At 37.6% G+C, this 22,733-nt stretch carries 22 protein-coding genes; 20 read left to right on the forward strand and 2 right to left on the reverse strand.

The features are described from left to right. The first annotated feature begins 81 nt into the window (after positions 1 to 81). The 16 genes from rimM to HMPREF1654_RS05715 all read left to right on the forward strand — a co-directional run bounded on the left by rimM (position 82) and on the right by HMPREF1654_RS05715 (position 15,904). The gene (rimM, locus tag HMPREF1654_RS05635; RefSeq protein WP_003072468.1) at positions 82 to 600 is read left to right on the forward strand and encodes a ribosome maturation factor RimM; all 519 of its coding nucleotides are present in this window, start codon (positions 82 to 84) and stop codon (positions 598 to 600) included. Further along, complete coding sequence (gene trmD, locus HMPREF1654_RS05640; RefSeq protein WP_003072469.1) at positions 590 to 1,324, forward strand: tRNA (guanosine(37)-N1)-methyltransferase TrmD; 735 nt, start codon at positions 590 to 592, stop codon at positions 1,322 to 1,324. Before rimM ends, trmD begins: the two co-directional genes overlap by 11 nt. A gap of 120 nt (positions 1,325 to 1,444) precedes the next feature. Next, a complete protein-coding gene (locus HMPREF1654_RS05645; protein ID WP_003076329.1) occupies positions 1,445 to 2,368 on the forward strand; it encodes a metal ABC transporter solute-binding protein, Zn/Mn family in 924 nt (307 codons plus the stop codon). A 10-nt stretch (positions 2,369 to 2,378) separates the two neighbouring features. Further along, on the forward strand, positions 2,379 to 4,952 hold the full coding sequence (locus HMPREF1654_RS05650) for a pneumococcal-type histidine triad protein (protein WP_003076546.1): 2,574 nt from the start codon (positions 2,379 to 2,381) through the stop codon (positions 4,950 to 4,952). Between the two features lie 229 nt (positions 4,953 to 5,181). Further along, a complete protein-coding gene (locus tag HMPREF1654_RS05655; protein WP_003076760.1) occupies positions 5,182 to 5,808 on the forward strand; it encodes an SAP domain-containing protein in 627 nt (208 codons plus the stop codon). Beyond that, positions 5,805 to 6,455: a class I SAM-dependent methyltransferase gene (locus HMPREF1654_RS05660; RefSeq protein WP_003076403.1), complete on the forward strand. Its 651-nt coding sequence runs from the start codon at positions 5,805 to 5,807 to the stop codon at positions 6,453 to 6,455. The genes HMPREF1654_RS05655 and HMPREF1654_RS05660 overlap by 4 nt, the downstream gene beginning before the upstream one ends. Before the next feature lie 126 nt (positions 6,456 to 6,581). Next, positions 6,582 to 7,079, forward strand: a complete 498-nt coding sequence (locus HMPREF1654_RS05665; protein WP_037584555.1) for a GAF domain-containing protein — start codon at positions 6,582 to 6,584, stop codon at positions 7,077 to 7,079. Continuing rightward, positions 7,079 to 8,743 carry a DNA polymerase III subunit gamma/tau gene (gene dnaX / locus HMPREF1654_RS05670; RefSeq protein WP_003076756.1) on the forward strand — a complete coding sequence of 555 codons (1,665 nt, stop codon included), beginning with the start codon at positions 7,079 to 7,081 and terminating at the stop codon, positions 8,741 to 8,743. Before HMPREF1654_RS05665 ends, dnaX begins: the two co-directional genes overlap by 1 nt. 222 nt (positions 8,744 to 8,965) lie before the next feature. Continuing rightward, positions 8,966 to 9,730, forward strand: coding sequence for a gamma-glutamyl-gamma-aminobutyrate hydrolase family protein (locus HMPREF1654_RS05680; RefSeq protein ID WP_003072483.1), 765 nt, complete (start codon positions 8,966 to 8,968; stop codon positions 9,728 to 9,730). 13 nt (positions 9,731 to 9,743) lie between these two features. Beyond that, the gene (locus HMPREF1654_RS05685) at positions 9,744 to 11,117 is read left to right on the forward strand and encodes an APC family permease (protein ID WP_003076270.1); all 1,374 of its coding nucleotides are present in this window, start codon (positions 9,744 to 9,746) and stop codon (positions 11,115 to 11,117) included. Positions 11,118 to 11,133: 16 nt separating this feature from the next. Further along, the gene (locus HMPREF1654_RS05690) at positions 11,134 to 11,517 is read left to right on the forward strand and encodes a RidA family protein (protein ID WP_003076321.1); all 384 of its coding nucleotides are present in this window, start codon (positions 11,134 to 11,136) and stop codon (positions 11,515 to 11,517) included. Next, complete coding sequence (locus HMPREF1654_RS05695; RefSeq protein ID WP_003072489.1) at positions 11,514 to 12,653, forward strand: trans-sulfuration enzyme family protein; 1,140 nt, start codon at positions 11,514 to 11,516, stop codon at positions 12,651 to 12,653. Before HMPREF1654_RS05690 ends, HMPREF1654_RS05695 begins: the two co-directional genes overlap by 4 nt. 67 nt (positions 12,654 to 12,720) lie before the next feature. Continuing rightward, complete coding sequence (pepV, locus tag HMPREF1654_RS05700; protein WP_003076892.1) at positions 12,721 to 14,136, forward strand: dipeptidase PepV; 1,416 nt, start codon at positions 12,721 to 12,723, stop codon at positions 14,134 to 14,136. A 119-nt stretch (positions 14,137 to 14,255) separates the two neighbouring features. Further along, positions 14,256 to 14,930 carry a helix-turn-helix transcriptional regulator gene (locus HMPREF1654_RS05705; protein ID WP_003072495.1) on the forward strand — a complete coding sequence of 225 codons (675 nt, stop codon included), beginning with the start codon at positions 14,256 to 14,258 and terminating at the stop codon, positions 14,928 to 14,930. Positions 14,931 to 14,933: 3 nt separating this feature from the next. Further along, a complete protein-coding gene (locus HMPREF1654_RS05710; RefSeq protein ID WP_003072497.1) occupies positions 14,934 to 15,590 on the forward strand; it encodes a trimeric intracellular cation channel family protein in 657 nt (218 codons plus the stop codon). A gap of 119 nt (positions 15,591 to 15,709) precedes the next feature. After that, complete coding sequence (locus HMPREF1654_RS05715) at positions 15,710 to 15,904, forward strand: DUF3272 family protein (RefSeq protein ID WP_003072499.1); 195 nt, start codon at positions 15,710 to 15,712, stop codon at positions 15,902 to 15,904. 148 nt (positions 15,905 to 16,052) lie between these two features. On the opposite strand, the gene birA is transcribed toward HMPREF1654_RS05715, so the two are convergent. Then, entirely contained in the window at positions 16,053 to 16,988 is a 936-nt protein-coding gene (gene birA, locus HMPREF1654_RS05720; RefSeq protein WP_003076332.1) for a bifunctional biotin--[acetyl-CoA-carboxylase] ligase/biotin operon repressor BirA, read from the reverse strand. 2 nt (positions 16,989 to 16,990) lie between these two features. After that, the gene (locus HMPREF1654_RS05725; protein WP_003076445.1) at positions 16,991 to 17,992 is read right to left on the reverse strand and encodes a LacI family DNA-binding transcriptional regulator; all 1,002 of its coding nucleotides are present in this window, start codon (positions 17,990 to 17,992) and stop codon (positions 16,991 to 16,993) included. Positions 17,993 to 18,229: 237 nt separating this feature from the next. Here HMPREF1654_RS05725 and HMPREF1654_RS05730 point away from each other — a divergent pair, with 237 nt between their 5' ends. From HMPREF1654_RS05730 to obgE, 4 genes are all read left to right on the forward strand, one after another. Beyond that, positions 18,230 to 19,408 carry a galactokinase gene (locus HMPREF1654_RS05730; protein ID WP_003076688.1) on the forward strand — a complete coding sequence of 393 codons (1,179 nt, stop codon included), beginning with the start codon at positions 18,230 to 18,232 and terminating at the stop codon, positions 19,406 to 19,408. A 72-nt stretch (positions 19,409 to 19,480) separates the two neighbouring features. Next, positions 19,481 to 20,962, forward strand: coding sequence for a UDP-glucose--hexose-1-phosphate uridylyltransferase (gene galT, locus HMPREF1654_RS05735; protein WP_003076938.1), 1,482 nt, complete (start codon positions 19,481 to 19,483; stop codon positions 20,960 to 20,962). 254 nt (positions 20,963 to 21,216) lie between these two features. After that, a complete protein-coding gene (locus tag HMPREF1654_RS09820; protein ID WP_003024272.1) occupies positions 21,217 to 21,351 on the forward strand; it encodes a DUF4044 domain-containing protein in 135 nt (44 codons plus the stop codon). Between the two features lie 57 nt (positions 21,352 to 21,408). Further along, a complete protein-coding gene (gene obgE / locus HMPREF1654_RS05740) occupies positions 21,409 to 22,719 on the forward strand; it encodes a GTPase ObgE (RefSeq protein WP_003076600.1) in 1,311 nt (436 codons plus the stop codon). The last annotated feature ends 14 nt before the right edge of the window (positions 22,720 to 22,733 follow it).

Consider the following 22,733-nt stretch of genomic DNA (forward strand, 5'->3'; position numbering starts at 1 on the left):
TGGGTGGGGTTATTTGTTTTCTTGAGAATTCCCTTTATTCATGATAAAATAAATAGGATAATGCTAGTATTTGGAGAGAAAATGAACTATTATAATGTTGGAAAAATTGTAAATACGCAAGGTTTGCAAGGGGAAATGCGTGTACTATCGGTGACGGATTTTGCAGAGGAACGTTTTAAAAAGGGAAGTATGTTGGCCCTTTTTGATAAGAAAGATAATTTTGTCATGAATGTGGAAATTGCTAGTCATCGTAAGATGAAAAATTTTGATATTATCAAATTCAAAGGAATGTACCATATCAATGACATTGAGAAATATCGTGATTTTACTTTGAAAGTGGCTGAAGAAGATTTATCGGATTTAGATGAGGGCGAATTTTATTATCATGAAATTATTGGCTTGAATGTTTATGAACAGGATATTTTGATTGGAACAATTAAAGAAATTTTGCAGCCCGGTGCCAATGATGTCTGGGTGGTAAAGCGCAAAGGCAAGCGTGATTTACTGTTGCCTTATATTCCACCTGTTGTATTGAATATTGATCTTGAAAATAGTCGAGTAGACGTGGAAATTCCGGAAGGACTGGACGATGAAAATTGATATTTTGACCCTATTTCCGGAGATGTTTGCCCCTTTAGAGCATTCAATAGTTGGCAAGGCGCGCGAAAAAGGATTACTAGAGATTCACTATCATAATTTTCGAGAAAATGCAGAGAAATCGAGACACGTTGATGACGAGCCTTATGGGGGCGGTCAGGGAATGCTGCTCAGAGCGCAACCAATTTTTGATGCTTATGATGCGATTGAAAAAAATCAGCCACGAGTCGTTTTGTTGGATCCTGCTGGTCGAACATTTAATCAAGCCTATGCGGAAGAACTTTCTCAAGAAGAAGAATTAATCTTTATCTGCGGGCATTATGAAGGTTATGATGAGCGGATTAAGAGTTTGGTGACAGACGAGGTTTCTCTTGGAGATTATGTTTTGACCGGTGGAGAGTTGGCTGCTATGACGATGATTGATGCGACGGTACGACTGATTCCTGAAGTTCTTGGTAAGGAAGTTAGTCATACTGATGACAGTTTTTCATCAGGTCTTTTAGAATATCCTCAATATACGCGCCCTTATGATTTTCGTGGAATGGTTGTGCCAGATATTTTGATGAGCGGTCATCATGAAAATATTCGAAAATGGCGTCTGTATGAGAGTCTGAAAAAGACTTATGAACGTCGTCCAGATTTATTAGAAAAATATGAATTAACAGCCGAAGAAGCAGGAATGCTAGAAGAGATTCATAGAGAAAAGAGCAATGATATAAAAGATTAAAAGTTTTCTAATTTAGAGGGCTTTTTCTTATTGTAAAAAAAATAGATAAAAAATTCTTGACAGTTAATTTCTATCGTGGTATCATATTAACCGGTTAATAAACTGGTTAAGGAGTGGTTTATGAAATTAAAGAAATATCTATTTTCTATTTTTGTGGTAGGATTGACTTTGTTGTTGACAGCGTGTGGAACAAGTCCAAAAAAACAGAGTAAAGGTCTGAAAATTGTAACAAGTTTTTATCCGATTTATGCTATGGTCAAAGAAGTATCAGGCGATTTAAATGATGTTCGGATGATTCAATCCAGTAGCGGTATTCATTCCTTTGAACCATCAGCCAACGATGTAGCAGCTATCTATGATGCAGATGTCTTTGTTTATCATTCTCATACGTTAGAATCTTGGGCTGGAAGTTTAGATCCGAGTTTGAAAAAATCTAAAGTGAAGGTACTTGAAGCTTCAGAAGGGATGAAGCTGGAGCGTGTGCCGGGATTAGAAGATGTAGCTGCTGGTGAGGGAGTGGATGAAAAGACTCTTTACGATCCACATACATGGTTAGACCCAGAAAAAGTGGCAGAAGAAGCACAGATTATCGCTGATAAACTTTCGAAGATTGATAGTAAAAATAAAGAAACCTATCAAAAAAACGCGAAAGAGCTGGTAGGTAAGGCAAAAGAATTGACTAAAAAATATCAACCGATTTTCAAAGCTGCAAGGCAAAAAACATTTGTGACTCAGCATACTGCCTTTTCTTATTTGGCGAAGCGATTTGGATTGAGGCAATTAGGCATCGCAGGCATTTCACCAGAACAAGAACCAAGTCCACGTCAATTGACAGAAATTGAAGAATTTGTCAAAACTTATAAAGTTAAAACTATTTTTGTGGAAAGCAATGCTTCATCAAAAGTTGCTAAAACCCTGGTCAAATCTACGGGCGTTAAACTAAAACAATTAAATCCTTTGGAAGCTGATCCGCAAAATAATAATACTTATCTTGAAAATCTAGAAGCCAATCTAGCGACATTGGCAAAAGAATTGAAAAAATGAGAGGAGAATCATGAAGAAAAAATATCTTATCGGTTCTGTTGCAGTTGTTGTCCTAAGTTTGTGTAGCTATGAGCTGGGACGTCATCAGTTTGTATCTAGCAAGGAAAATAACCGTGTTGCTTATGTAAATGGAAAATCTAAAGCAAACAAAGGCAAGCAAGCAGAGAACTTGTCGCCTGATGAAGTGAGCGCAAAAGAAGGAATCAATGCGGAACAGATTGTTGTCAAAATTACAGACCAAGGTTACGTAACTTCTCACGGTGATCATTATCATTATTATAATGGGAAAGTCCCTTATGATGCGATTATCAGTGAAGAGCTGATTATGCGGGATCCAAACTATACCTTGCAGCAGTCTGATATTATCAACGAAGTGAAAGATGGCTACATTATCAAGGTAAATGGGAAATATTACCTTTACTTGAAAGATCCAAATCATACCAGTAATGTTCGTACAAAAGAAGAAATTGCTCGCCAAAGGGCAGAATATAGTGGCAAAGGCCATAAGAGAGCGAAAGGTGGTGCTGTAACAACAGCTGTCAAAGAAGCTCGTGCACAAGGTCGTTATACGACGGATGATGGCTATGTTTTCAATCCGACAGATGTGATAGAAGATACTGGAGATGGCTTCATTGTACCGCATGGCAATCATTTCCATTATATTCCAAAGAAAGATTTGTCTCCTAGTGAGTTAGCAGCGGCTCAAAATTATTGGGATAATAAAATTGGGAAAAATCGTCCGTCTTATTCAGCAAATCCAGGTCATACTCCTCATCTAAACGGAACTATTCATAATCCGGCATTGAACTATCGTCCGTCAAATCCAGGGGTCTCACCTCGTCCAGAAAATCATCACGCAAGTCGTCCTTCTCAACAAGCACCCAAACAAGCTGAGCAAAAACGAGGGAATAAAGCTGAAATCATACGATTGCTACGACAATTGTATGCAACTCCTTTGAATCAACGGCATGTGGAATCAGACGGTTTAGTGTTTGATCCTGCGCAAATTACAAGTCGAACTTCCAGTGGTGTGGCTGTTCCGCATGGCAATCATTATCATTTTATCTATTATCGTGATATGTCTGACTTGGAACGAAAGATTTCTCAAATGATTACACCAGGTGAGGACTATTCGGAAGCTAAACAATCGGATCAAGCTCAACAAGGGCATCAAACTACGCCTGGTAAGAACGAGCAAAATGCTGGCAAAACTTCTGATAAAAATGGGAAAAAAGAAGGGTCTACTGAAACAGAAGTTAGTGATGAGCAAATTAAAGCCTTTATCGATAAGGCAGAAGCTTTGCTAGATAAAGTGCCAGATAAACGTCAAAAGGCAAGTTTTGAAGAACAAATTGCTAGTTTGAAATCTAATCTTTTATTAGGTCTAACAGAAAAATCATCCCTTCTTGAACAAGCGAAATCCTTGTTAGCCGAAATGGTGAAGGCAACTGGTTCAGCTGATAATTCTGCTTCTCAAAGAACAGCGTTTGCGAATAAAGCGAGAGTCGTATTGAATTCTATTCGTAAGACACTGATTTCAAAAGGAGCTTCAAAGGATAAGTTGGATCAAGTAGATGACTTGCTCCAAAAAGTTGCAGATAAGAATGCAGATAAATTGGCTTTGTTAGATAAAATCTTAAAACTGTCAACAGAAGTGCTACACCCTGACCGCGCAGGTAAAGCAAATTCGCAAATTGCTTATACGGCTGATGAAGTAGCATTAGCTAAAGCTGCAGGTCGTTATGCAACATCGGACGGTTATATCTTTGATCCACATGATGTGATTAAAGATGAAGGAGATGGCTATACTGCTCCACACATGACACACAGCCACTATATTCCTAAGAATGATTTGTCAGAGTCTGAGCGTAAGGCAACGGAAGAGTATCTGAAAACGAAAACTCCGAAAAAGAAAGAGGAGAAGCCAAGTACGGATCCAAAACAACCTCAAAAAGAGACTGCACAAGCAATCTATGAGCGTGTGACACCGGCTAAAAAGGTACCTGTTGAGGCAATGCCATATAATACAGCTTATGTCGTTGATTATAAAAATGGTCAATTGATTATTCCGCATTATGACCATTATCATAATATCTCTCTTTCTTGGTTTGATGAAGGACTTTACAAAGCACCTGACGGCTACAGTATGGAAGATTTTCTTGCTACAGTGAAATATTACGTCACTCATCCAGATGATCGTCCACATTCTAACAACGGTTTTGGGAATGCCAGCCAGCATGGTAAGAAGAAACAATCATCCGATAGTGACAAGAACTATGCACCAAATGAAGAGCCGAAAGAGAAGGATAACAACGCTTCAAGCAAAGAAAATGCTAATGAAAATTCGAAAGCAACTGAAGAAAAGCCAACTGTTGATCCAAAAGAGGAAGCTGAAAAAGCACTAGCTAATAAATATGGCTTATCCTTGCAAGAGTTTAATAAAAAGCTGATTAATATTGCTCTTAAATACAATGTGAGTTTAGAAAATTTCAGCTATCAACCAGAAAATAAAACAGTTAGCTTTACAGATGCCTCTGGTACGACCAAAGTTGTCAATGTTCTCACAGGAAAACTGGTCTCTTAATAATGCACCCCTCAAGAGTTGGAAATTTATTTTCCAGCTCTTTTATATTTTTGGACTTAAAGGTAAAGTAGGTTGAAGCGTTCGAATGAATCGACAGTCTCAACTGAAACTGATTTACCTCGCTAGAATGATAGGCGTTTTTTACAAACGGGGAAACTCTATCATTTTTGAGGAATTACTTTGCTAGTGGTATAATAGGCTATAGCAAAAGAGAAAAGGAAAATAAGCAATGCAGGATAGACCAGATTTTACAATGATAAAGACCTATCAAGAGTTTTCACAATACTATTGGTATCGTGCAGAATTAGCAGAGATTTGTAAACAGTTGGGATTGGAGTATTCAGGTATCAAAAAAGAGCTAGAAGAGGAAATCAAACAGTATTTTGCAGGGAATGTCAGCCAACAGAGAGTCTATAAAAAGATCAAGAAAAAGAAAGGTGCAGAGTTGACTTTAGATACCTCTTTGTTGTTCTGCGGCTTTGCCTTTAATGCGCACTTTCGGAAGTTTTTTGCTCAGCAAACAGGCATTCAACCTTTTAAATTTACAGCGAATATGGCAACTGCTTGGCGGAAGGTAAAAGCAGAAAAAGATGTCGAATTCACACTGCGAGATATGCTAGCGATATATCAAGGACAATCAAGCTATGCTCAATATGATACTTCTAGCTGTCAGTGGAATCAATTTGTCAAAGATTTCTGCGCTGACACAAGCAATGCTTCTTTTCAGCCTAAACTAAAAGTTGCCGCGATTCTTTGGCAGAAAGTAAAAGAAAGCAAGAGTCCGAAAGTGTATTCATCGCAATTGGTTAAGCGATATGAGTCGGAAATTAGTGATTATCGAAGGGAGAAAGTATGAATGCTGTTATCATTAGCGTCGCTATTTTGTTTTTCTTACTTTTTTTATATTTACTCAAACAATCCAAGAAACCGACAGGTCTAGTGGGCATTTGGATGATGAAAATCTGGAATCAGGTTTATTTCCCTATGGTTGAGTGGGCGATTAGCCAACTAGAGCAGCAAAATGTCAAAAATATTTTAGATGTTGGAATAGGAAATGGTCAATCCACTCTCTATCTCAAACAGTATTTTCCAAATAGCAAGGTTGTCGGAATTGATATTTCGAAAACAGCTATTACCCAAGCTAAAAAATGGAACATTGCAGATTTGAATTTTGAACTCAAAGATGTGGGTCAAACAACTTATTCAGCAGAGTCATTTGACTTGATAACTGCTTTTCAGACACATTTTCATTGGCCAGATTTATCCAGAGCTTTTTCTGAGTTGAGGCGAATTCTAAGGCGAGACGGGCTTATCTTGCTGGCCTGTGAATGGAGCAAGTTAACCTACTTCCAGCCAGAGCTTAAGAAAGAGGAAGAATTTGCAGCTTTTTTAAATAACAAGGGTCTTAAGCTGGTTAGCAGTCAGAGAAAAAATCAATGGATTTTGTATAAAATTGTTAAAAAGCCAGAAGGTGTTATAGAAAATAAAGTGTGTTATTTATAACAATAGTTGGAGATGCTATGTGTGGTTTATAGATTCTTTAATTTGCTTCCCCTTACAAAACTGGATAGAAGCAAAAATATAAAGTTTTTAGCACAGTCTGCTGTCTTTTTTGATATAATAGAAAGTATGAATCAATCAGAAAAAATTTCAAATTATCAATTACTTTTAGACCAGCTTGAAGCACTACTAGAGGGTGAAAGAAATGCTTTGGCTAATTTGTCAAACAGCTCTGCTCTGCTAAACCAAGCCTTGCCGCATTCCGTTTTTACAGGTTTTTATCTTTCTGACGGAAATGAGTTGGTTTTAGGGCCTTTTCAAGGTGGTGTTTCCTGTGTACATATTGGTTTTGGGCAAGGCGTTTGCGGAGAGGCTGCTGCTAGTCGGCAGACAGTAATCGTCGAAGATGTTACTCAGTATGATAACTACATTTCCTGTGATAGCAGGGCACGTAGTGAGATTGTGGTGCCTATGGTAAAGGATGGTCGCTTAGTAGGAGTTTTAGATTTGGATTCTCATTTGCTGGGGGACTATGATGAGATTGATCGGGAATATTTAGAAAATTTTGTAGCTATCTTGCTAGAGAAAACAAATTGGAATTTTGAAATGTTTGGAGACAAATCCTAATGTATCAAGCTTTATATCGGAAATACAGAAGTCAAACTTTCGGTCAGTTAGTTGGGCAGAAAGTTGTAGCAACAACTTTACGGCAGGCAGTTGAACAGGATAAAATCAGCCATGCTTACCTTTTTTCAGGTCCTAGAGGAACAGGAAAGACTAGCGTAGCCAAGATTTTTGCCAAAGCCATGAATTGCTCTCATCAAAAGAATGGTGAACCTTGTAATGAGTGCTATATTTGTCAAGCTATAACAGAAGGAAGCCTAGAGGATGTTATTGAGATTGATGCAGCTTCCAATAATGGTGTGGATGAAATCCGAGATATTCGCGACAAATCTACTTATGCTCCTAGTCTAGCAAAACATAAAGTTTATATCATTGATGAGGTTCATATGCTCTCAACTGGAGCTTTTAACGCTCTTCTCAAGACTTTGGAAGAACCGACAGAAAATGTGGTCTTTATCTTAGCAACGACAGAATTGCACAAGATACCAGCTACTATTCTGTCACGGGTGCAACGCTTTGAGTTCAAATCAATTAAGACCAAGGATATTGTTGCTCATGTTGAATGGATTTTGCAGCAGGAAAATATTGGATTTGAAAATGATGCGGTGCAGGTTATCGCCAGACGGGCAGAAGGTGGGATGCGGGATGCCTTATCTATCTTGGATCAAGCTCTCAGTCTCACTCAAGACAATCAGCTGACAACAGCTATTTCAGAAGAAATTACTGGCTCTATTAGTCTAGGTGCACTGGATGCTTATGTGACAGCTGTGTTGATGCATGATACATCAGCAGCATTAGAAAATCTTGATGTGATTTTTGATAGTGGTAAAAATATGGCTCGTTTTGTCACTGACCTGTTACAATATCTTAGAGATTTGCTCATTGTTAAAACAGGTGGTGAAAATCCCCATATAAGTGAAATCTTTTTAGCTAATCTCAATACACCACAAGAAAGATTGTTTGAGCTGATTGAGATTGCAACGAAAAGCCTTTCGGAAATCAAAAATAGTTTGCAGCCTAAAATTTATACAGAAATGATGACCATTCGACTAGCAGAAGAGCAACAAAAAGTAGAATTACCATCCAATCTAGTAAGCGAGATAGAAACACTAAAAGATGAAATTAGCCAGCTTAAGGGTCAATTGGCAAATTTACAGCCAAGTTCCACTTTTAGTCAGTCAACACAAACAACCCGTTCAGTCAAATCAAGCAAGGGTTATCGCGTGGATCGACAGAAAGTAAATGCCATTTTGCAAGAAGCAGTTGAAAATCCTAACTTAGCCCGTAGCAATTTGACTAAATTACAGAATGCTTGGGGAGAAATTATCGAAAGTTTAGCTGGTGCAGATAAGGCACTTTTAGTTGGTTCGCAACCTGTAGCAGCTAATGAGAATCACGCAATTCTCGCCTTTGAGTCGAGCTTTAATGCAGAGCAAACAATGAAGCGGGAAAATCTCAATACGATGTTTGGGAATTTATTAAGTACTGTGGCTGGATTTTCTCCGGATATTTTAGCAGTTTCGATGACTGATTGGACAGAAATTCGCGCTGAGTTTTCTGCTAAGGCACGCGGAGAAAGTACCAATTCAACAGAAGAGGAAAAGGAAACTGTCATTCCAGAAGGTTTTGATTTCTTATCGGAAAAAATTTCGATTCAGGAAGATTGAAGATCTTTTATAATTCTTTAAGATAAAAAAATTGATAATGGTGTTTATACCATTATCAATTTTTTGTTATCAGCTTTATTGATTCCTTTGATAGATTGAATTATAATTTTTTTAATAAAATTATAATTTTGTGTTGAAAACGCATTCGCTTTATTATATAATAAAAGTGTAATTAAATTATAAAATTTTATAATAAAAATAATATTTATAAAGGAGAATGCGATGCCAATCATAGGAATTTCAGCAAGTATCATTGTTGACCAATCAGGGATGTTTCCTGGCTACCACAGAAGCTATGTGAATGAAGATTATGTCAATTCGGTTATTCGCAATGGGGGAGTAGCTTGTATCCTTCCGATTTCTGACAATGAGGAAGTACTAGATAGTTATTTGGAAATCATTGATGGTTTAATTTTATCAGGAGGACATGATATTTGTTCTTTCAATTATAATGAAGAGCCGAGTCCTAAAATGGGAGATATTTTTCCAGCTCGTGATAAGTTCGATTTTGCACTCTTGGAACGTGCAACTAAAAAGGGTATTCCTATTTTAGGAATCTGCCGTGGTGCACAAATTATTAATGTATATCATGGAGGAGCCTTGTATCAAGATTTATCCTATTGCGATACAGCTAAGATAAAACACTGGCAGGGTAGCTGTCCTGATATGGTCACTCATTCAGTGGATGTAGAAGACGATTCTTTGTTGCATCAAATTCTACGAGTTAATAAGATTACGGTCAATTCTTTTCACCATCAAATTATGAAAGATGTTGCTAAAGAATTTAATGTTGTCGGTAGAGCTCCTGATGGGGTTATTGAAGCCATTGAACATACTGATTATCCGTTTATGATAGGTGTCCAATGGCATCCAGAAATGCTTCATAGAGTATCAGAAGAGATGAATCGTATATTTGCTGCTCTAATTGACCATGCTCAACAGAAAAAATTAAAGCAATCGGTTGTAAATGTGTGCCAAGCCGGCTAGAAAGTGAATGAAAATGAAGAAGAAACTCGGATTTTATTCCATTGTATTATTGACTATCAACTCCATTATTGGAACAGGAATTTTCCTCTCGCCAGGGAGCGTTGTTGCTACAGCTGGAGATAAAGCACTGTCAATTTATTTGATGGCAGCTGTTTTCGCTTCTGTTCTAGCAGTAACGTTTGCTTCTGCAGCCAAGTATGTGGCACAAGGGGGAGCTTCTTATGCTTATGCTAAGGCAGCTTTTGGAGAAAATATTGGATTTTATGTGGGGATTACTCGTTTTATTGCAGCTAGTATCGCTTGGGGTGTTCTTGGAACGGCTGTTGTGAAAACAGTGCTGAATATCTTCCGTCTAGATAGCTCAAACCTTGTTCTAATTACGATTGGTTTTGTATTTTTAATGGGGATTCTAATGGGAATTAACCTTTTAGGAACTCAGATTTTTGAATTGATAAATAACCTTTCAACGATTGGAAAAGTGGGGGCTCTTTTGACTACGATTTTGGTTGGGGTAGGCATTATCCTCCTTACAGGTGTCAATGAATTTAACACGATTAAAAACTTAACAGATGCTGCAGGTACAAAATTGGGAGCTAACTTGGATTTATCAGGCTATGTTACAGCTGTTATAGCAGCTTTCTATGCTTTTACAGGATTTGAGAGCGTGGCAAGTGGTGCACAGGATATGGAAGCACCAGAGAAAAACTTACCAAAAGCTATTCCATTAGCAATTGGGATTATTGCAGTTATCTATATTGGTATTGTCGGGATAGCTATGATGATTAACCCTGCGGCCATTGTGGCAACGAAGGAAGTTGTAGCACTCGCTGCAGTTTTCACAAATCCAATTATTCGCACTATTATTCTAGTTGGAGCGTTAATATCTATGTTTGGAATTAATGTAGCAGCATCTTTCCATACGCCACGAATCTTGGAGGCGATGGCTTTACAAGGGCAAGTGCCAGAGTGGTTCAAAAAACGGACAGAAAATGGTTTTCCGACTCGTGCTTTCTTTGTAACAATTGGGATTGCAATTTTACTTCCTATGGCATTCCGTTATAATATGACTAGTATCATTGTACTTAGCTCGATCTCTCGCTTTATTCAATTTTTAGTTGTGCCAGTGGCTGTCATTATCTTTTATTTCGGTAAGCAAAAGGAAAGTATTGTTGAAACAGCTAAAAAGAGTTTTACAACTGATGTTATCATTCCTTTCCTTGGTGCAATTTTGACTGCCGTACTTCTCTATAAATTTAATTGGAGTGGACAATTCACTGTTGTTAGTAAGACAGGTGCGACTTCTCTAAATATCTTTGCGATTAGTGCGATGGTTATTGGTTATGTTGTGCTCCCTATTGTGCTCATGATTTGGAGAAAGAAAAAATAGAAAGTAGGTTATAAATATGAAACGTTTAACAAGTACAAGCATTCCAGCAGCTGTGGGAAGTTATTCTCCGGCCAGTCAAGTAGGTCATCTCATTTTCACATCGGGTCAACTTCCGATTAACTGTGAAACCGGGAAAATTGATCAGCCAAATTCAGTTGAATGGCAAGTAGAGCAATCTCTCAAGAATATCCGTTCAATTCTCGAAGATAATCATTCATCTATGGAACATATTATTAAAACCACGGTTTTTTTAGCAAATATTGAAGATTTTGCTACCTTTAATCAAGTATACCAATCATTCTTTGAAGGGAGTTATCCAGCACGTACAGCCTTTCAAGTTGGTGCTCTTCCAATGGGTGCCTTAGTAGAAATTGAAGCTATTGCAGAGGTAGCAGAATGAAACAGAACACAAAATTATTGCATGGTTACAAAGTGATTGATCCTTATACAGGGGCTGCGTCGATTCCAATTTACCAAACATCAACGTTTCATAATCAGTGTTTGTACGATGACTGTCAACAGTATCTCTATACTCGTTTTTCAAATCCGACAGTTGAAGCGTTAGAAGATGGTTTGAAATCTCTTGAAAATGCAAATTATGCTGTCAGTTTTTCATCTGGCATGGCGGCAATTTCAAATGTGCTCATGTTACTCAACGCAGGAGACCATGTTATTTTTCCAAAGGAAGTTTATGGTGGTACTTGCCAGTTTGTAACCAAGATTTTGTCAAAGTATCAGATAGACTATACCTTTGTGGATATGGCGGATTTAGCGCAAGTAAAGAGAGCATTACAAGAGAATACACGTATGCTTTATCTAGAAACACCATCAAATCCTTTGTTAAAAGTATGTGATATTCGTGCTTTAGTTGATTTAGCGAAACAATATCATTTGATTACTGTGGCGGATAATACATTTATGACGACTTTGTCTCAAGAGCCATTGGCACTTGGTGTGGATATTGTGGTAGAAAGCATTACTAAGTTTATCAATGGTCACAGTGATGTAGTTGCAGGTCTGGTTGCGACAAATTCAAAAGAACACTATGAAACTTTGAAACTATTTCAGAAGAATTTTGGTGCAATCTTAGGAGTCGAAGATGCTTGGTTGATTCTTCGTGGTATGAAAACAATGGGGATTCGTATGGATCACGCAGTCAGTAACGCTCAGAAAATGGCAGAATTTTTAAAACAGCATCCCAAGATTAAAACAGTTCATTATCCAGGATTAAAGACACATCCAAATCATGATATTCACATGAATCAAGCAAAAGATGGTGGAGCGGTTTTATCTTTTGAATTGGAAAGTTGTGAGGATTTAATGACATTTACAAATAAAGTGACGATTCCCATTCTTGCTGTAAGTTTAGGTGGTGTGGAGTCCATTCTCTCTCATCCGGCAACAATGTCACATGCCTGTCTAAGCCCAGAAGAACGCGAAGAACAAGGTGTAGTTGATGGACTCCTGCGTTTGTCTTGTGGCATTGAAAATATTGACGATTTGATAGCAGATTTTGAACAGGCATTAGCAGATTAAAAAATGCAGAATGAGGCATAAAATATTTTAGATGTTTTGTGCCTTTTGTATAGAAAGAAAGATAAATATGGAAAAAACAAAAATAGATTGGCTTGATGAAGTATTGGTGCGCAAAGCAGAGCTATTGGAGATATTAGAGAAATTATTGCGTATTCCCTCAGTAAGAAATGAAATGAATGCAAATTCGAATTGTCCAGTTGGGATTGAATCCAGACGTGCTTTGGTAGAGATGATGAAAATTGGACAAGAAGCTGGTTTTACTCCTCGTGATTTTGGTCCTCTGGTAGGACGACTTGATTGGGGAGCAGATGATTTAGAGCCTTTTGCAATTCTTGGGCATGTTGATGTAGTACCCGTAGGTGATGATTGGAAGACTGATCCTTTTGTTCCGACTTATAAAGACGGCAAACTCTATGCGAGAGGAAGTTTGGACGATAAAGGCCCACTGGTTTGCGCTTTCTTTGCGATGAAATTACTCAAAGAATTAGGTTTTACTCCGAAAAAACAAGTACAAATGATCATTGGAACGGATGAAGAATCGGACTGGAAGTGCTTGACATCTTACCAAAAACAAGCTACATTACCAGAACAAGGATTTGTACCGGATGCGTATTTTCCAATTGTTAATGGTGAGAAAGGTGTAGCGCATCTGATTTTCCATTATGAAGCGGAACAAGTTATTGCTAAATATCAACTTTTACAATTTACAGCAGGCTTAAAGGAAAACATGGTACCAGCATTAGCCCAAGCAATACTTGTCGGAGATAAAATTACAAAATTAGCTATAGATTATGAAATTTATTTAGATCAGCAAGGGTTATTAGGAGAATGTTCTATTGAAGGCAATCAACTTCATCTAACTTTACACGGTAAGTCTACCCATGGGTCATCTCCGCAAAAGGGGATCAATGCTGCAACCTATTTAGCAGCATTTCTAAAACATTATGACTTTGGTTCAAGACATGTAAGTTCATTTTTATATACAGCAGGTGATTTGTTGCATCTCTCTCATAATGGAATGAAATTAGGAATTGCTAACCATGATGAGCAAATGGGAGATTTAACTATAAATCTTGGCTTAGCCAACTTCAATTTGCAACATGGCGGTAAATTAGTGATTGATATTCGTTATCCAAAAAGTATAACTCCAAATGAGATGACTAAAGCGATTCTTCAAGTTGGAGAGGAATCACAACAGTTTGAAGTCATAGAGCAAAAACCCCCTCACTATGTGTCTGGAAGTTCTCCATTGGTGAAAAAACTACTTGATATATATGAAGAGCAAACTGGTCAAAAAGGGAGTGAACGGGTTATTGGAGGTGCAACCTATGCAAGATTGCTGAAGGAAGGTGTAGCGTTTGGAGCGCTTTTTCCAACTACGCAGGATACCATGCACCAAGCTGATGAACATATCCCTGTAGCAGATTTATTAAAAGCAACTGCCATCTATGCGCAAGCGATAGCAGAGTTAGCATGTATGTAGCAATAGAATCTTACTAACTAAATGAGATAGATATTCCACTAAAGTATCTTAAACATTTGTGATTTAAAGATGAATGTGATAGACTGAACAAAGATAAAGCAATGAATAGGATGACGATTATGGATAAACGTTTGCAAATCTATGTTCCTTTACTAGATTTTCTATCAGCAATTCTTGGAGAAGATACTGAAGTAGTATTACAAGATCTTACAAAAGGATTCGACCACTCTTTGGTCTACATCCGTAATAATCTCTCAAATAGAGAAGTTGGCGCTCCAGCAACGGATTTTGTATTAGATATTGTACAGTCAAAATTGTATAAACAGACAAATTTTCTAGTCAATTATCGAACGAAAACAGAATCGGGAAGACAGCTATATTCATCCAGTTTTTTTATAAAAGACAAACGAGATGGACTGCTGGGGATGATTTGTATAAATGCAGATAAATCAAAAGAAATGAACCTAAAATATATGTTGGAATCTACTTTGGAGATTCTGAATAATAGCTTAACTCCTTCAAAAGAGAAAATACATGAGGAGGAAAATATTGTTGAGAATTTTTATGCAACAGCAGAATCTTTGATTGACGATGTTATTTTTAGAGAAACACAAGGAAAAGATTTGTCAAAAACAAAACTTACGAAGGTAGAAAAAGTAGCGATTGTTCAATCTTTGTATACAAAAGGATTTTTTGATTTGAAAGAATCTGTTTCAAAAATGGCAGAAGCATTTGGAATGTCAGAAGTTAGTATTTATAAATATATTCAAGATATTAAAAAGAAAGAATCATAATGTATGGAATTTGATACCTTTATTCTGATTTGCAATTATATTGGAACAATAGCTTTTGCAGCTTCAGGCGCGATTAAGGGCTTTGATAAAAAATTGGATATTTTTGGAATCACACTTTTAGCCATTGTAACCGCAGTAGGCGGCGGTATGTTGAGAGATAGCATTATTAGTCATTTTCCATTTGCTTTATCTGATCCAAGTTCTATTTATCTGTCAATTGTAGTTGCACTTGTTATGTATGTTTTCGTTATCAATAGGCGTTTAAATAATATACAAACTAAGAGTTTTTACTTATTTTTACGATGGGCAAATTTAGTATTTGATGCTGTTGGTTTAGTTATTTTTTCGCTGATTGGGGCAACAGTTTTAGATAGTAGTCAACAAAATATGATGGCAGTTGGAATGTTAGCAACTTTAACAGGAGTTGGTGGTGGAATTATCCGTGATTTGCTAAGTAATGAAGTGCCTAGTGTTTTGAAAAAGGATATTTATGCCGTGTTTTCTTTTGGTGTTGGCGTGACTTATTATTTGTTGATAACCATTCTTCACCTTCCCAGAATTCCATCATTTATAGCTGTATTTGTTATAGGACTTTTTCTTAGGCTATATATTATTAAGCATTGTTTGGCTTTACCAAATATGGATAAGTTACATAAATAAGAATAAGGCCGGGATTGCCAGACCTTAAAAATCACTTCGCTCAAAGTCTATAGAAGAGATATTGAACTGAATGAGGACTGAATTTAGATTTTTCTATTTTTTCGTGCTATAATAGAATTATGACAAGACAACAATTTCTTACAACAGCTTTTTTTACGGCAATTGAAACCTATTTTTTTAACGAAGCAATAATGTCAGGACACTATTTATTTGCTGTTTTTTGGGCATTTCTAGTCATTCGCAATTTACAAGTGAGCTACGTCATGGGAAAAATAGTGGATGAAATTGATAAACATATCAAACGTAAAAAATAAGCAGAAAGGTTGTGACAAAAATCCTCAACCTTTTTTCTTTTGTTTGATTCAAAAAAATATGCACATGGTTAAATAAAAGGAATTGATTTTGTGCTGAAAAAAAGAAGGGAATAAGTTGAGTAAAAATCAACTTATTCCCTTCTTTTCTTTACCAACTTGTTAAAGAAATTTCACCACTATTTAGCCACATTTCTTGGCCTGTATCTAATTGAACTAATAGTTGGCCATGATCTGATATTTCTTTGGCAATTCCTTTATAGTCTTGATCGTTCTGGTAAAAAGTGATTGTCCGACCCAAGACAAGGGAATGCTGTTTGTAAAGATAAATCAGCTCATCTGGGTCACATTCATAAAAATTTTTCCAAATCTCACTAATAAGTTCATTTCGCGTGATAGGATGTTTTTTATGGAAGAGAGAGGCAGCCTTATGCTGTAATTCTTTTGGAAAATCAGCAATGGCAAAGTTGATGCCTACTCCAATAATTACATCCGTTACCAGCCCCGTCTCAATAGAAGTAATAGCTTCAGTTAAAATACCAGCTATTTTTTTACCTTTGTAATAAATGTCATTCACCCATTTAATTTCCATCTCCATTAAAGTGAGCTCTTTGATGGCCTTGTAAATGGCTCCAGCAGTCAAGACAGTGTAGGCGGGAATTTGTGGAAAAGGCAGATTGGGCTTCAAGTGAAGCGTCATATAAATTCCTCCTTGTTCTGGAGCAAAATAACTTCTGCCAAAGCGTCCACGACCAGCTGTCTGAGAAGAAGCAAGATAGAGCGTATTTGCAGGCTTACCAGCCTCAATACCAGCTTTGGCATCCAACTGAGTGGATTTGCAGTTTGGATTGAAGGAAACTTGGATGGGAGCGGCTTCTTCTATTTTTTTAGTAATCAGCAAGTCACCAGAGATGAGTTTATAACCTTTATTTTTTATGGATTCAATGTGAATCCCTTCTTTTTCCAAGCGCTGAATAGCTTTCCAGATAGAAGTACGTGAAATACCTAACTTTTGTGCTAATTTTTCACCACTGACATAGTCAGACTCTTTGCTAAGAATATCAAATAAAATTTCATATGTTTTCATGTCTATAAGCTGCTCTTTCTTAGGGTTAATTTGGTAGCGAGAGTAATCATGCGTGGAATAGATGGTTCACTATGTTGAAAGTTCTCATGCAGCAGTTGTAGTCCTTGTCTGCCCATTTCCTCTGTAAAGACAGTAACCGTGCTGAGTGGTGGATAGACGTACTTGGCAATAGACGTATCATTAAAAGCAATTACATTAACACGATCTGGCACAGGAATATCTGCTTCTTGCAGTGCTCGAAGTGCACCCACAGCTAAAGCATCACTTGCTATGAAAAATGCAGTCGGAAGTTGCTTGCCTAAATTTTCAATCAATTCTTTCATCATAGAATAACCTGATTCAGATGAAAAGTTTCCTATTTTGACATATTTTTCTTGATAGAGTTGTTTTTTAGTTAGGTAATTTTTAAATGCTAGCAAGCGTGGATCGGATAGAGTAGTGGTTTTGTCAGAAGTTTGTTCTTGACCAATCAGCAGTCCAATTTGTTGGTGTTCCTTTTCTAAGAAGTGATTAAGAACAGCTATAACAGAATTTTCAAAGTCAGGCATCACACAGCTATGTCCATAGGCAAGTGTATTACTATCAATAAAAACAAGGTGTTTTGTATAGAATTCTAGTTCCCTTATCTTTTGAGGGCTGAATTTTCCAATCGCAATGATACCGTCAACTTGATCGAGATGATTTAATTCTTCATTATTGAAAAAACGTATAACATTATAGCCTAGTTCTTGAGATTTTTTTTCTACTCCAAGTCGAATAGCGTAGTAGTAGAGGTCATCTAGTTCTTCCTCTTCGGTGTACCATTCTACAATCGCAATTCTACGATTGCGGGAATTGCGATTGCTTCCTCGTTTTATTTTTTTATACTGTAGTTCTTCTGCAATATCAAATATTTTTTGGCGCGTCTCATCGCTGACAGACATTGATTTGTCATGATTTAAAACGCGTGACACAGTTGCTGGAGAGACACCAGCTATGTTTGCTATATCTTTAATGGTTGCCATTATTTTCCCTATTCTCTCTTTAACGAATAAGTATATTATACCTTAAAAATTAGTAAAATACAAAAAATATTTAGTAAAAGAGAAAGCCCTTTTGGGAATAGATTTTATCTTTGATTATAGCTTTATTTGATAACTACACATAGTAAAAATTTACTAAAATACTTGAACTTTTACTGATGATATTTTATAATAAAGATACTAAAACGGTTACAAAACCATATAAAAAGGAGACCTCTTATGTCAACTACTATGTCTATTCAACAATTGCGTTCAAAATTTGAAAAAGTTTTTGGAACAGAAGCAGATCATACATTCTTCTCACCAGGTCGCATTAACCTGATTGGTGAGCATACCGATTACAACGGCGGGCATGTCTTTCCTGCAGCTATTTCATTAGGAACTTATGGAGCAGCGCGTAAGCGTGAAGACAAGAAACTCCGTTTTTATTCTGCGAACTTTGAAGAACAAGGAATCATTGAGGTTTCTTTAGAAAATCTTTGTTTCAACAAGAAGCACAATTGGACGAATTATCCAAAAGGGGTTATTTATTTCTTACAGAAAGCAGGACATATCATTGATAAAGGAATGGATATCTATGTCTCTGGGAATATTCCAAATGGTTCAGGCCTCTCTTCGTCAGCTTCATTGGAACTATTGACAGGAATTACTGTAGAGAAACTGTTTGATTTAAAATTAGACCGTTTAGATTTAGTAAAAATCGGTAAACAAACGGAAAATGAATTTATTGGTGTGAATTCAGGAATCATGGATCAGTTTGCTATTGGCATGGGAGCAGATCAACGAGCGATTTATCTGGATACCAATACACTTGAATATGATTTAGTACCGCTTGAACTTAAGGATAATGTGGTTGTTATCATGAATACAAATAAGCGCCGTGAACTTGCGGACTCTAAATACAATGAACGCCGTGCTGAGTGTGAAAAAGCTGTTGAAGAGCTCAATCGTAAGCTGTCTATCGCAACCTTAGGCGAGTTGGACGAGTGGTCCTTTGACGAATACAGCTATCTGATTGAAGACGAAAATCGTCTCAAACGGGCTCGCCATGCTGTTTTAGAAAATCAACGTACTTTGCAAGCACGGGCAGCTTTGCAGGCAGGCGATCTTGAAAAATTTGGCCGTCTCATGAATGCTTCCCACGTTTCATTGGAGCATGACTATGAAGTGACTGGTCTAGAGCTGGACACCTTGGTTCACACAGCCTGGGAGCAAGAAGGTGTTCTGGGGGCTCGTATGACTGGGGCTGGCTTTGGCGGATGTGCTATTGCTTTAGTGCGTAAGGATGCTGTGGATACTTTTAAGGAAAATGTCGGCTCTAAGTATCAAGAGGTTGTCGGCTATGCACCTAGCTTCTACATCGCAGAAGTAGCCGGCGGTAGCTGTCTATTGGATTAAGTAATGTGTTACGTACTAGCAAAGAGAGGCCGATGAAGATCTCAGCCTTTTCTATGAAAGAAAGGAAAAATAATGGCAGGAAATTTACTAGATGACTTTGTAACAGAGGTCATAGCAAATAGTTCTTTTACAGAAATGGATCGAACCTATTTGATAAATCGTGTCATGGGTCTAATTGGGGAAGAGGCTGAGAAACAGAAAACATCAGCAAGTGGTTTAATTGATCTCAAAGATGATTTACTAAAAATTGCTTTAGCAACTGGGAATGTTGATTCGACTCATGCAGAACAGGATGTTCTTGGGGCAAAGTTGATGGATTTAGTCACCCCAGCTCCTAGTCAGCTAAATCAACAATTTTGGCAGACCTACGAACAAGCTCCTGAGCAGGCCATTGCTAATTTTTATGAGCTCAGCAAGTGCAACGATTATATTAAATTGAAAGCCATTGCTAAAAATATTGCCTATCAAACAGCTACTGAATATGGGGATTTGGAGATTACCATCAATCTTTCTAAACCAGAAAAAGATCCCAAAGAGATTGCAGCAGCTAAGAAGGCCAAAACGAGCCATTATCCAGCCTGTCAGCTTTGTTTTGAAAATGAAGGATATCAAGGCCGACTAGATCATCCAGCACGATCTAATCATAGAATTATCCGTTTTGACTTAGTCGGGCAAGAATGGGGCTTTCAGTATTCGCCCTATGCTTATTTTAATGAGCATTGCATTTTTTTAGATAGCAAGCATACTCCTATGACTATCAGTCGTGCTACTTTTGAGCGCCTTTTGGACATTGTAGAAATTTTTCCGAGCTATTTTGCAGGTTCTAATGCTGATCTTCCTATCGTGGGAGGATCTATTCTCACACATGATCATTATCAAGGAGGAAGGCATAGTTTTCCTATGGAAAAAGCAAATCTGGACAAAGTTTTCACCTTTGTGGGATTTGAAACCGTAGAAGCTGGTATTGTCAACTGGCCTATGTCGGTTTTGCGGTTGAAATCAACTGATAAAGCTGCATTAATAAAGTTGTCGGATACGATTTTACAGAAATGGCGTGCATACTCTGATCTGACTGTTCAGATTTTAGCTGAGTCAAATGGTGAGCAACATCACACTATTACTCCTATTGCTCGGCGAAAAAAGGGCAAGTTTGAATTAGATTTGGTTCTTCGAGATAATCAAACATCCAAAGAGCATCCGGACGGTATTTATCATCCTCATAAAGATGTTCAGCATATCAAGAAAGAAAACATTGGTTTGATTGAGGTCATGGGCTTAGCGATTCTTCCACCTCGTTTGAAAAATGAATTAAAAGAAGTTGAAGAATTTCTTTTGGGACAAAGAGAAGAAGTGGCTCCTTATCATCAAGCATGGGCTGACCAGTTAAAAGCTCATCATCCAGATGTAACACTAGAATCAGCGCAAACAATCGTGCGTGCTTCAGTCGGTCGGATTTTTAAACGCGTCTTGGAAGATGCGGGTGTTTACAAGCGAACAAAAGAAGGTCAAGCGGCTTTTATGCGCTTCATTGAGTCTATAGGCCTTGTAAAATAATGCTCATTTTATGATAAAATATAAAAATTTAGGGTGAGTTGCCTTATGTTAAGATGATGATAGAAACAACTTGAAAACAGTCTTTGACAATCCTGATAGTTACAATGTTTGATACCAAAATCCAGTAGGAAGTTTGCTGGATTTTTCTTTGCGGAAATTTGCAATTGAAATGCATTCTTTTCAGCTAGTATTTGAAAAACTCTCACCTTCATGTTACAATTAAGAGAACAAATTAAATACATAGAGGTAATATTGTGGCTTTTGGTGATAATGGACAACGGAAAAAAACAGGATTCGAAAAATTGACTTTGATTGTAGTTGTTATCATGTTGTTGGTAACTGTTGGAGCGATCTTTGCAAGTGCGCTTGGTGCTCTGAGTAATTTCTAGTCCTCGAACGCTTGAAAGAGCGTTTTTTTAAAGTGAAAATCGAGAAAAGAGAAAAATATGAGTATGTTTTTAGATACAGCTAAGATTAAAGTCAAGGCTGGAAATGGCGGTGATGGTATGGTAGCATTTCGTCGTGAAAAGTATGTCCCCAATGGCGGTCCTTGGGGCGGCGATGGCGGTCGTGGCGGCAACGTCATTTTTGTCGTAGATGAAGGGCTTCGTACCCTGATGGATTTTCGTTATAATCGTCATTTTAAAGCTCAGTCTGGTGAGAAAGGAATGACCAAAGGAATGCACGGTCGTGGTGCGGAAGATTTGATTGTTTATGTGCCGCAAGGGACGACGGTTCGTGACGCCGAAACAGGAAAAATCCTAACAGATTTGATTGAAAATGGTCAAAAATTTATCGTGGCGCACGGCGGTCGCGGCGGTCGCGGCAATATCCGCTTTGCAACACCTAAAAACCCAGCACCAGAAATTTCTGAAAATGGTGAACCAGGTCAAGAACGTGAGCTACAGTTGGAATTAAAAATTCTAGCAGATGTTGGTTTAGTTGGTTTCCCGTCTGTTGGGAAATCAACTCTGCTCAGTGTTATCACATCCGCTAAACCGAAAATTGGAGCGTATCATTTCACGACAATTGTACCTAATCTTGGAATGGTTCGAACGCAGTCTGGTGAATCATTTGCTGTGGCAGATTTGCCTGGATTGATTGAAGGTGCAAGTCAAGGAGTGGGATTGGGAACACAGTTTCTTCGCCATATTGAACGAACGCGTGTCATCTTGCACGTCATTGATATGTCAGCTAGTGAAGGGCGTAATCCTTACGAAGATTATCTTGCAATCAATAAGGAATTGGAATCATACAATCTTCGTTTGATGGAGCGTCCGCAGATTATTGTAGCTAATAAAATGGACATGCCTGATAGTGCAGAAAATTTGAAGACATTTAAGAAAAAATTAGCAGAAAATTATGATGAATTTGATGAATTGCCACAGATTTTTCCAATTTCAAGTTTGACCAAACAAGGATTATCAATGCTGTTAGATGCGACTGCAGAATTACTAGCTAAAACTCCTGAATTTTTACTTTATGATGAGTCTGAAATGGAAGAGGAAGCTTATTATGGCTTTGATGAGAATGCTCCTGCTTTTGACATCTCACGTGATGACGATGCAGCTTGGGTACTTTCAGGTGATAAATTAGAAAAACTTTTTGTTATGACGAACTTTGACCGTGAGGAAGCAGTCATGAAATTTGCCCGTCAATTGCGTGGTATGGGTGTAGATGAAGCCTTGCGAGCTCGTGGTGCAAAAGATGGAGATCTGGTTCGTATCGGCAACTTTGAATTTGAATTTGTGGATTAGAAAGGAGTGATACT

This window comes from Streptococcus intermedius SK54 = ATCC 27335 (assembly GCF_000413475.1).
GTDB lineage: Bacteria > Bacillota > Bacilli > Lactobacillales > Streptococcaceae > Streptococcus > Streptococcus intermedius.

Excerpts from the sequence above, each read along its gene's own strand:
- rimM (WP_003072468.1), top strand. The coding sequence starts at position 82 with ATGAACTATTATAATGTTGGAAAAATTGTAAATACGCAAGGTTTGCAA.
- trmD (WP_003072469.1), top strand. The coding sequence starts at position 590 with ATGAAAATTGATATTTTGACCCTATTTCCGGAGATGTTTGCCCCTTTA.
- HMPREF1654_RS05645 (WP_003076329.1), top strand. The coding sequence starts at position 1,445 with ATGAAATTAAAGAAATATCTATTTTCTATTTTTGTGGTAGGATTGACT.
- HMPREF1654_RS05650 (WP_003076546.1), top strand. The coding sequence starts at position 2,379 with ATGAAGAAAAAATATCTTATCGGTTCTGTTGCAGTTGTTGTCCTAAGT.
- HMPREF1654_RS05655 (WP_003076760.1), top strand. The coding sequence starts at position 5,182 with ATGCAGGATAGACCAGATTTTACAATGATAAAGACCTATCAAGAGTTT.
- HMPREF1654_RS05660 (WP_003076403.1), top strand. The coding sequence starts at position 5,805 with ATGAATGCTGTTATCATTAGCGTCGCTATTTTGTTTTTCTTACTTTTT.
- HMPREF1654_RS05665 (WP_037584555.1), top strand. The coding sequence starts at position 6,582 with ATGAATCAATCAGAAAAAATTTCAAATTATCAATTACTTTTAGACCAG.
- dnaX (WP_003076756.1), top strand. The coding sequence starts at position 7,079 with ATGTATCAAGCTTTATATCGGAAATACAGAAGTCAAACTTTCGGTCAG.
- HMPREF1654_RS05680 (WP_003072483.1), top strand. The coding sequence starts at position 8,966 with ATGCCAATCATAGGAATTTCAGCAAGTATCATTGTTGACCAATCAGGG.
- HMPREF1654_RS05685 (WP_003076270.1), top strand. The coding sequence starts at position 9,744 with ATGAAGAAGAAACTCGGATTTTATTCCATTGTATTATTGACTATCAAC.
- HMPREF1654_RS05690 (WP_003076321.1), top strand. The coding sequence starts at position 11,134 with ATGAAACGTTTAACAAGTACAAGCATTCCAGCAGCTGTGGGAAGTTAT.
- HMPREF1654_RS05695 (WP_003072489.1), top strand. The coding sequence starts at position 11,514 with ATGAAACAGAACACAAAATTATTGCATGGTTACAAAGTGATTGATCCT.
- pepV (WP_003076892.1), top strand. The coding sequence starts at position 12,721 with ATGGAAAAAACAAAAATAGATTGGCTTGATGAAGTATTGGTGCGCAAA.
- HMPREF1654_RS05705 (WP_003072495.1), top strand. The coding sequence starts at position 14,256 with ATGGATAAACGTTTGCAAATCTATGTTCCTTTACTAGATTTTCTATCA.
- HMPREF1654_RS05710 (WP_003072497.1), top strand. The coding sequence starts at position 14,934 with ATGGAATTTGATACCTTTATTCTGATTTGCAATTATATTGGAACAATA.
- HMPREF1654_RS05715 (WP_003072499.1), top strand. The coding sequence starts at position 15,710 with ATGACAAGACAACAATTTCTTACAACAGCTTTTTTTACGGCAATTGAA.
- birA (WP_003076332.1), bottom strand. The coding sequence starts at position 16,988 with ATGAAAACATATGAAATTTTATTTGATATTCTTAGCAAAGAGTCTGAC.
- HMPREF1654_RS05725 (WP_003076445.1), bottom strand. The coding sequence starts at position 17,992 with ATGGCAACCATTAAAGATATAGCAAACATAGCTGGTGTCTCTCCAGCA.
- HMPREF1654_RS05730 (WP_003076688.1), top strand. The coding sequence starts at position 18,230 with ATGTCAACTACTATGTCTATTCAACAATTGCGTTCAAAATTTGAAAAA.
- galT (WP_003076938.1), top strand. The coding sequence starts at position 19,481 with ATGGCAGGAAATTTACTAGATGACTTTGTAACAGAGGTCATAGCAAAT.
- obgE (WP_003076600.1), top strand. The coding sequence starts at position 21,409 with ATGAGTATGTTTTTAGATACAGCTAAGATTAAAGTCAAGGCTGGAAAT.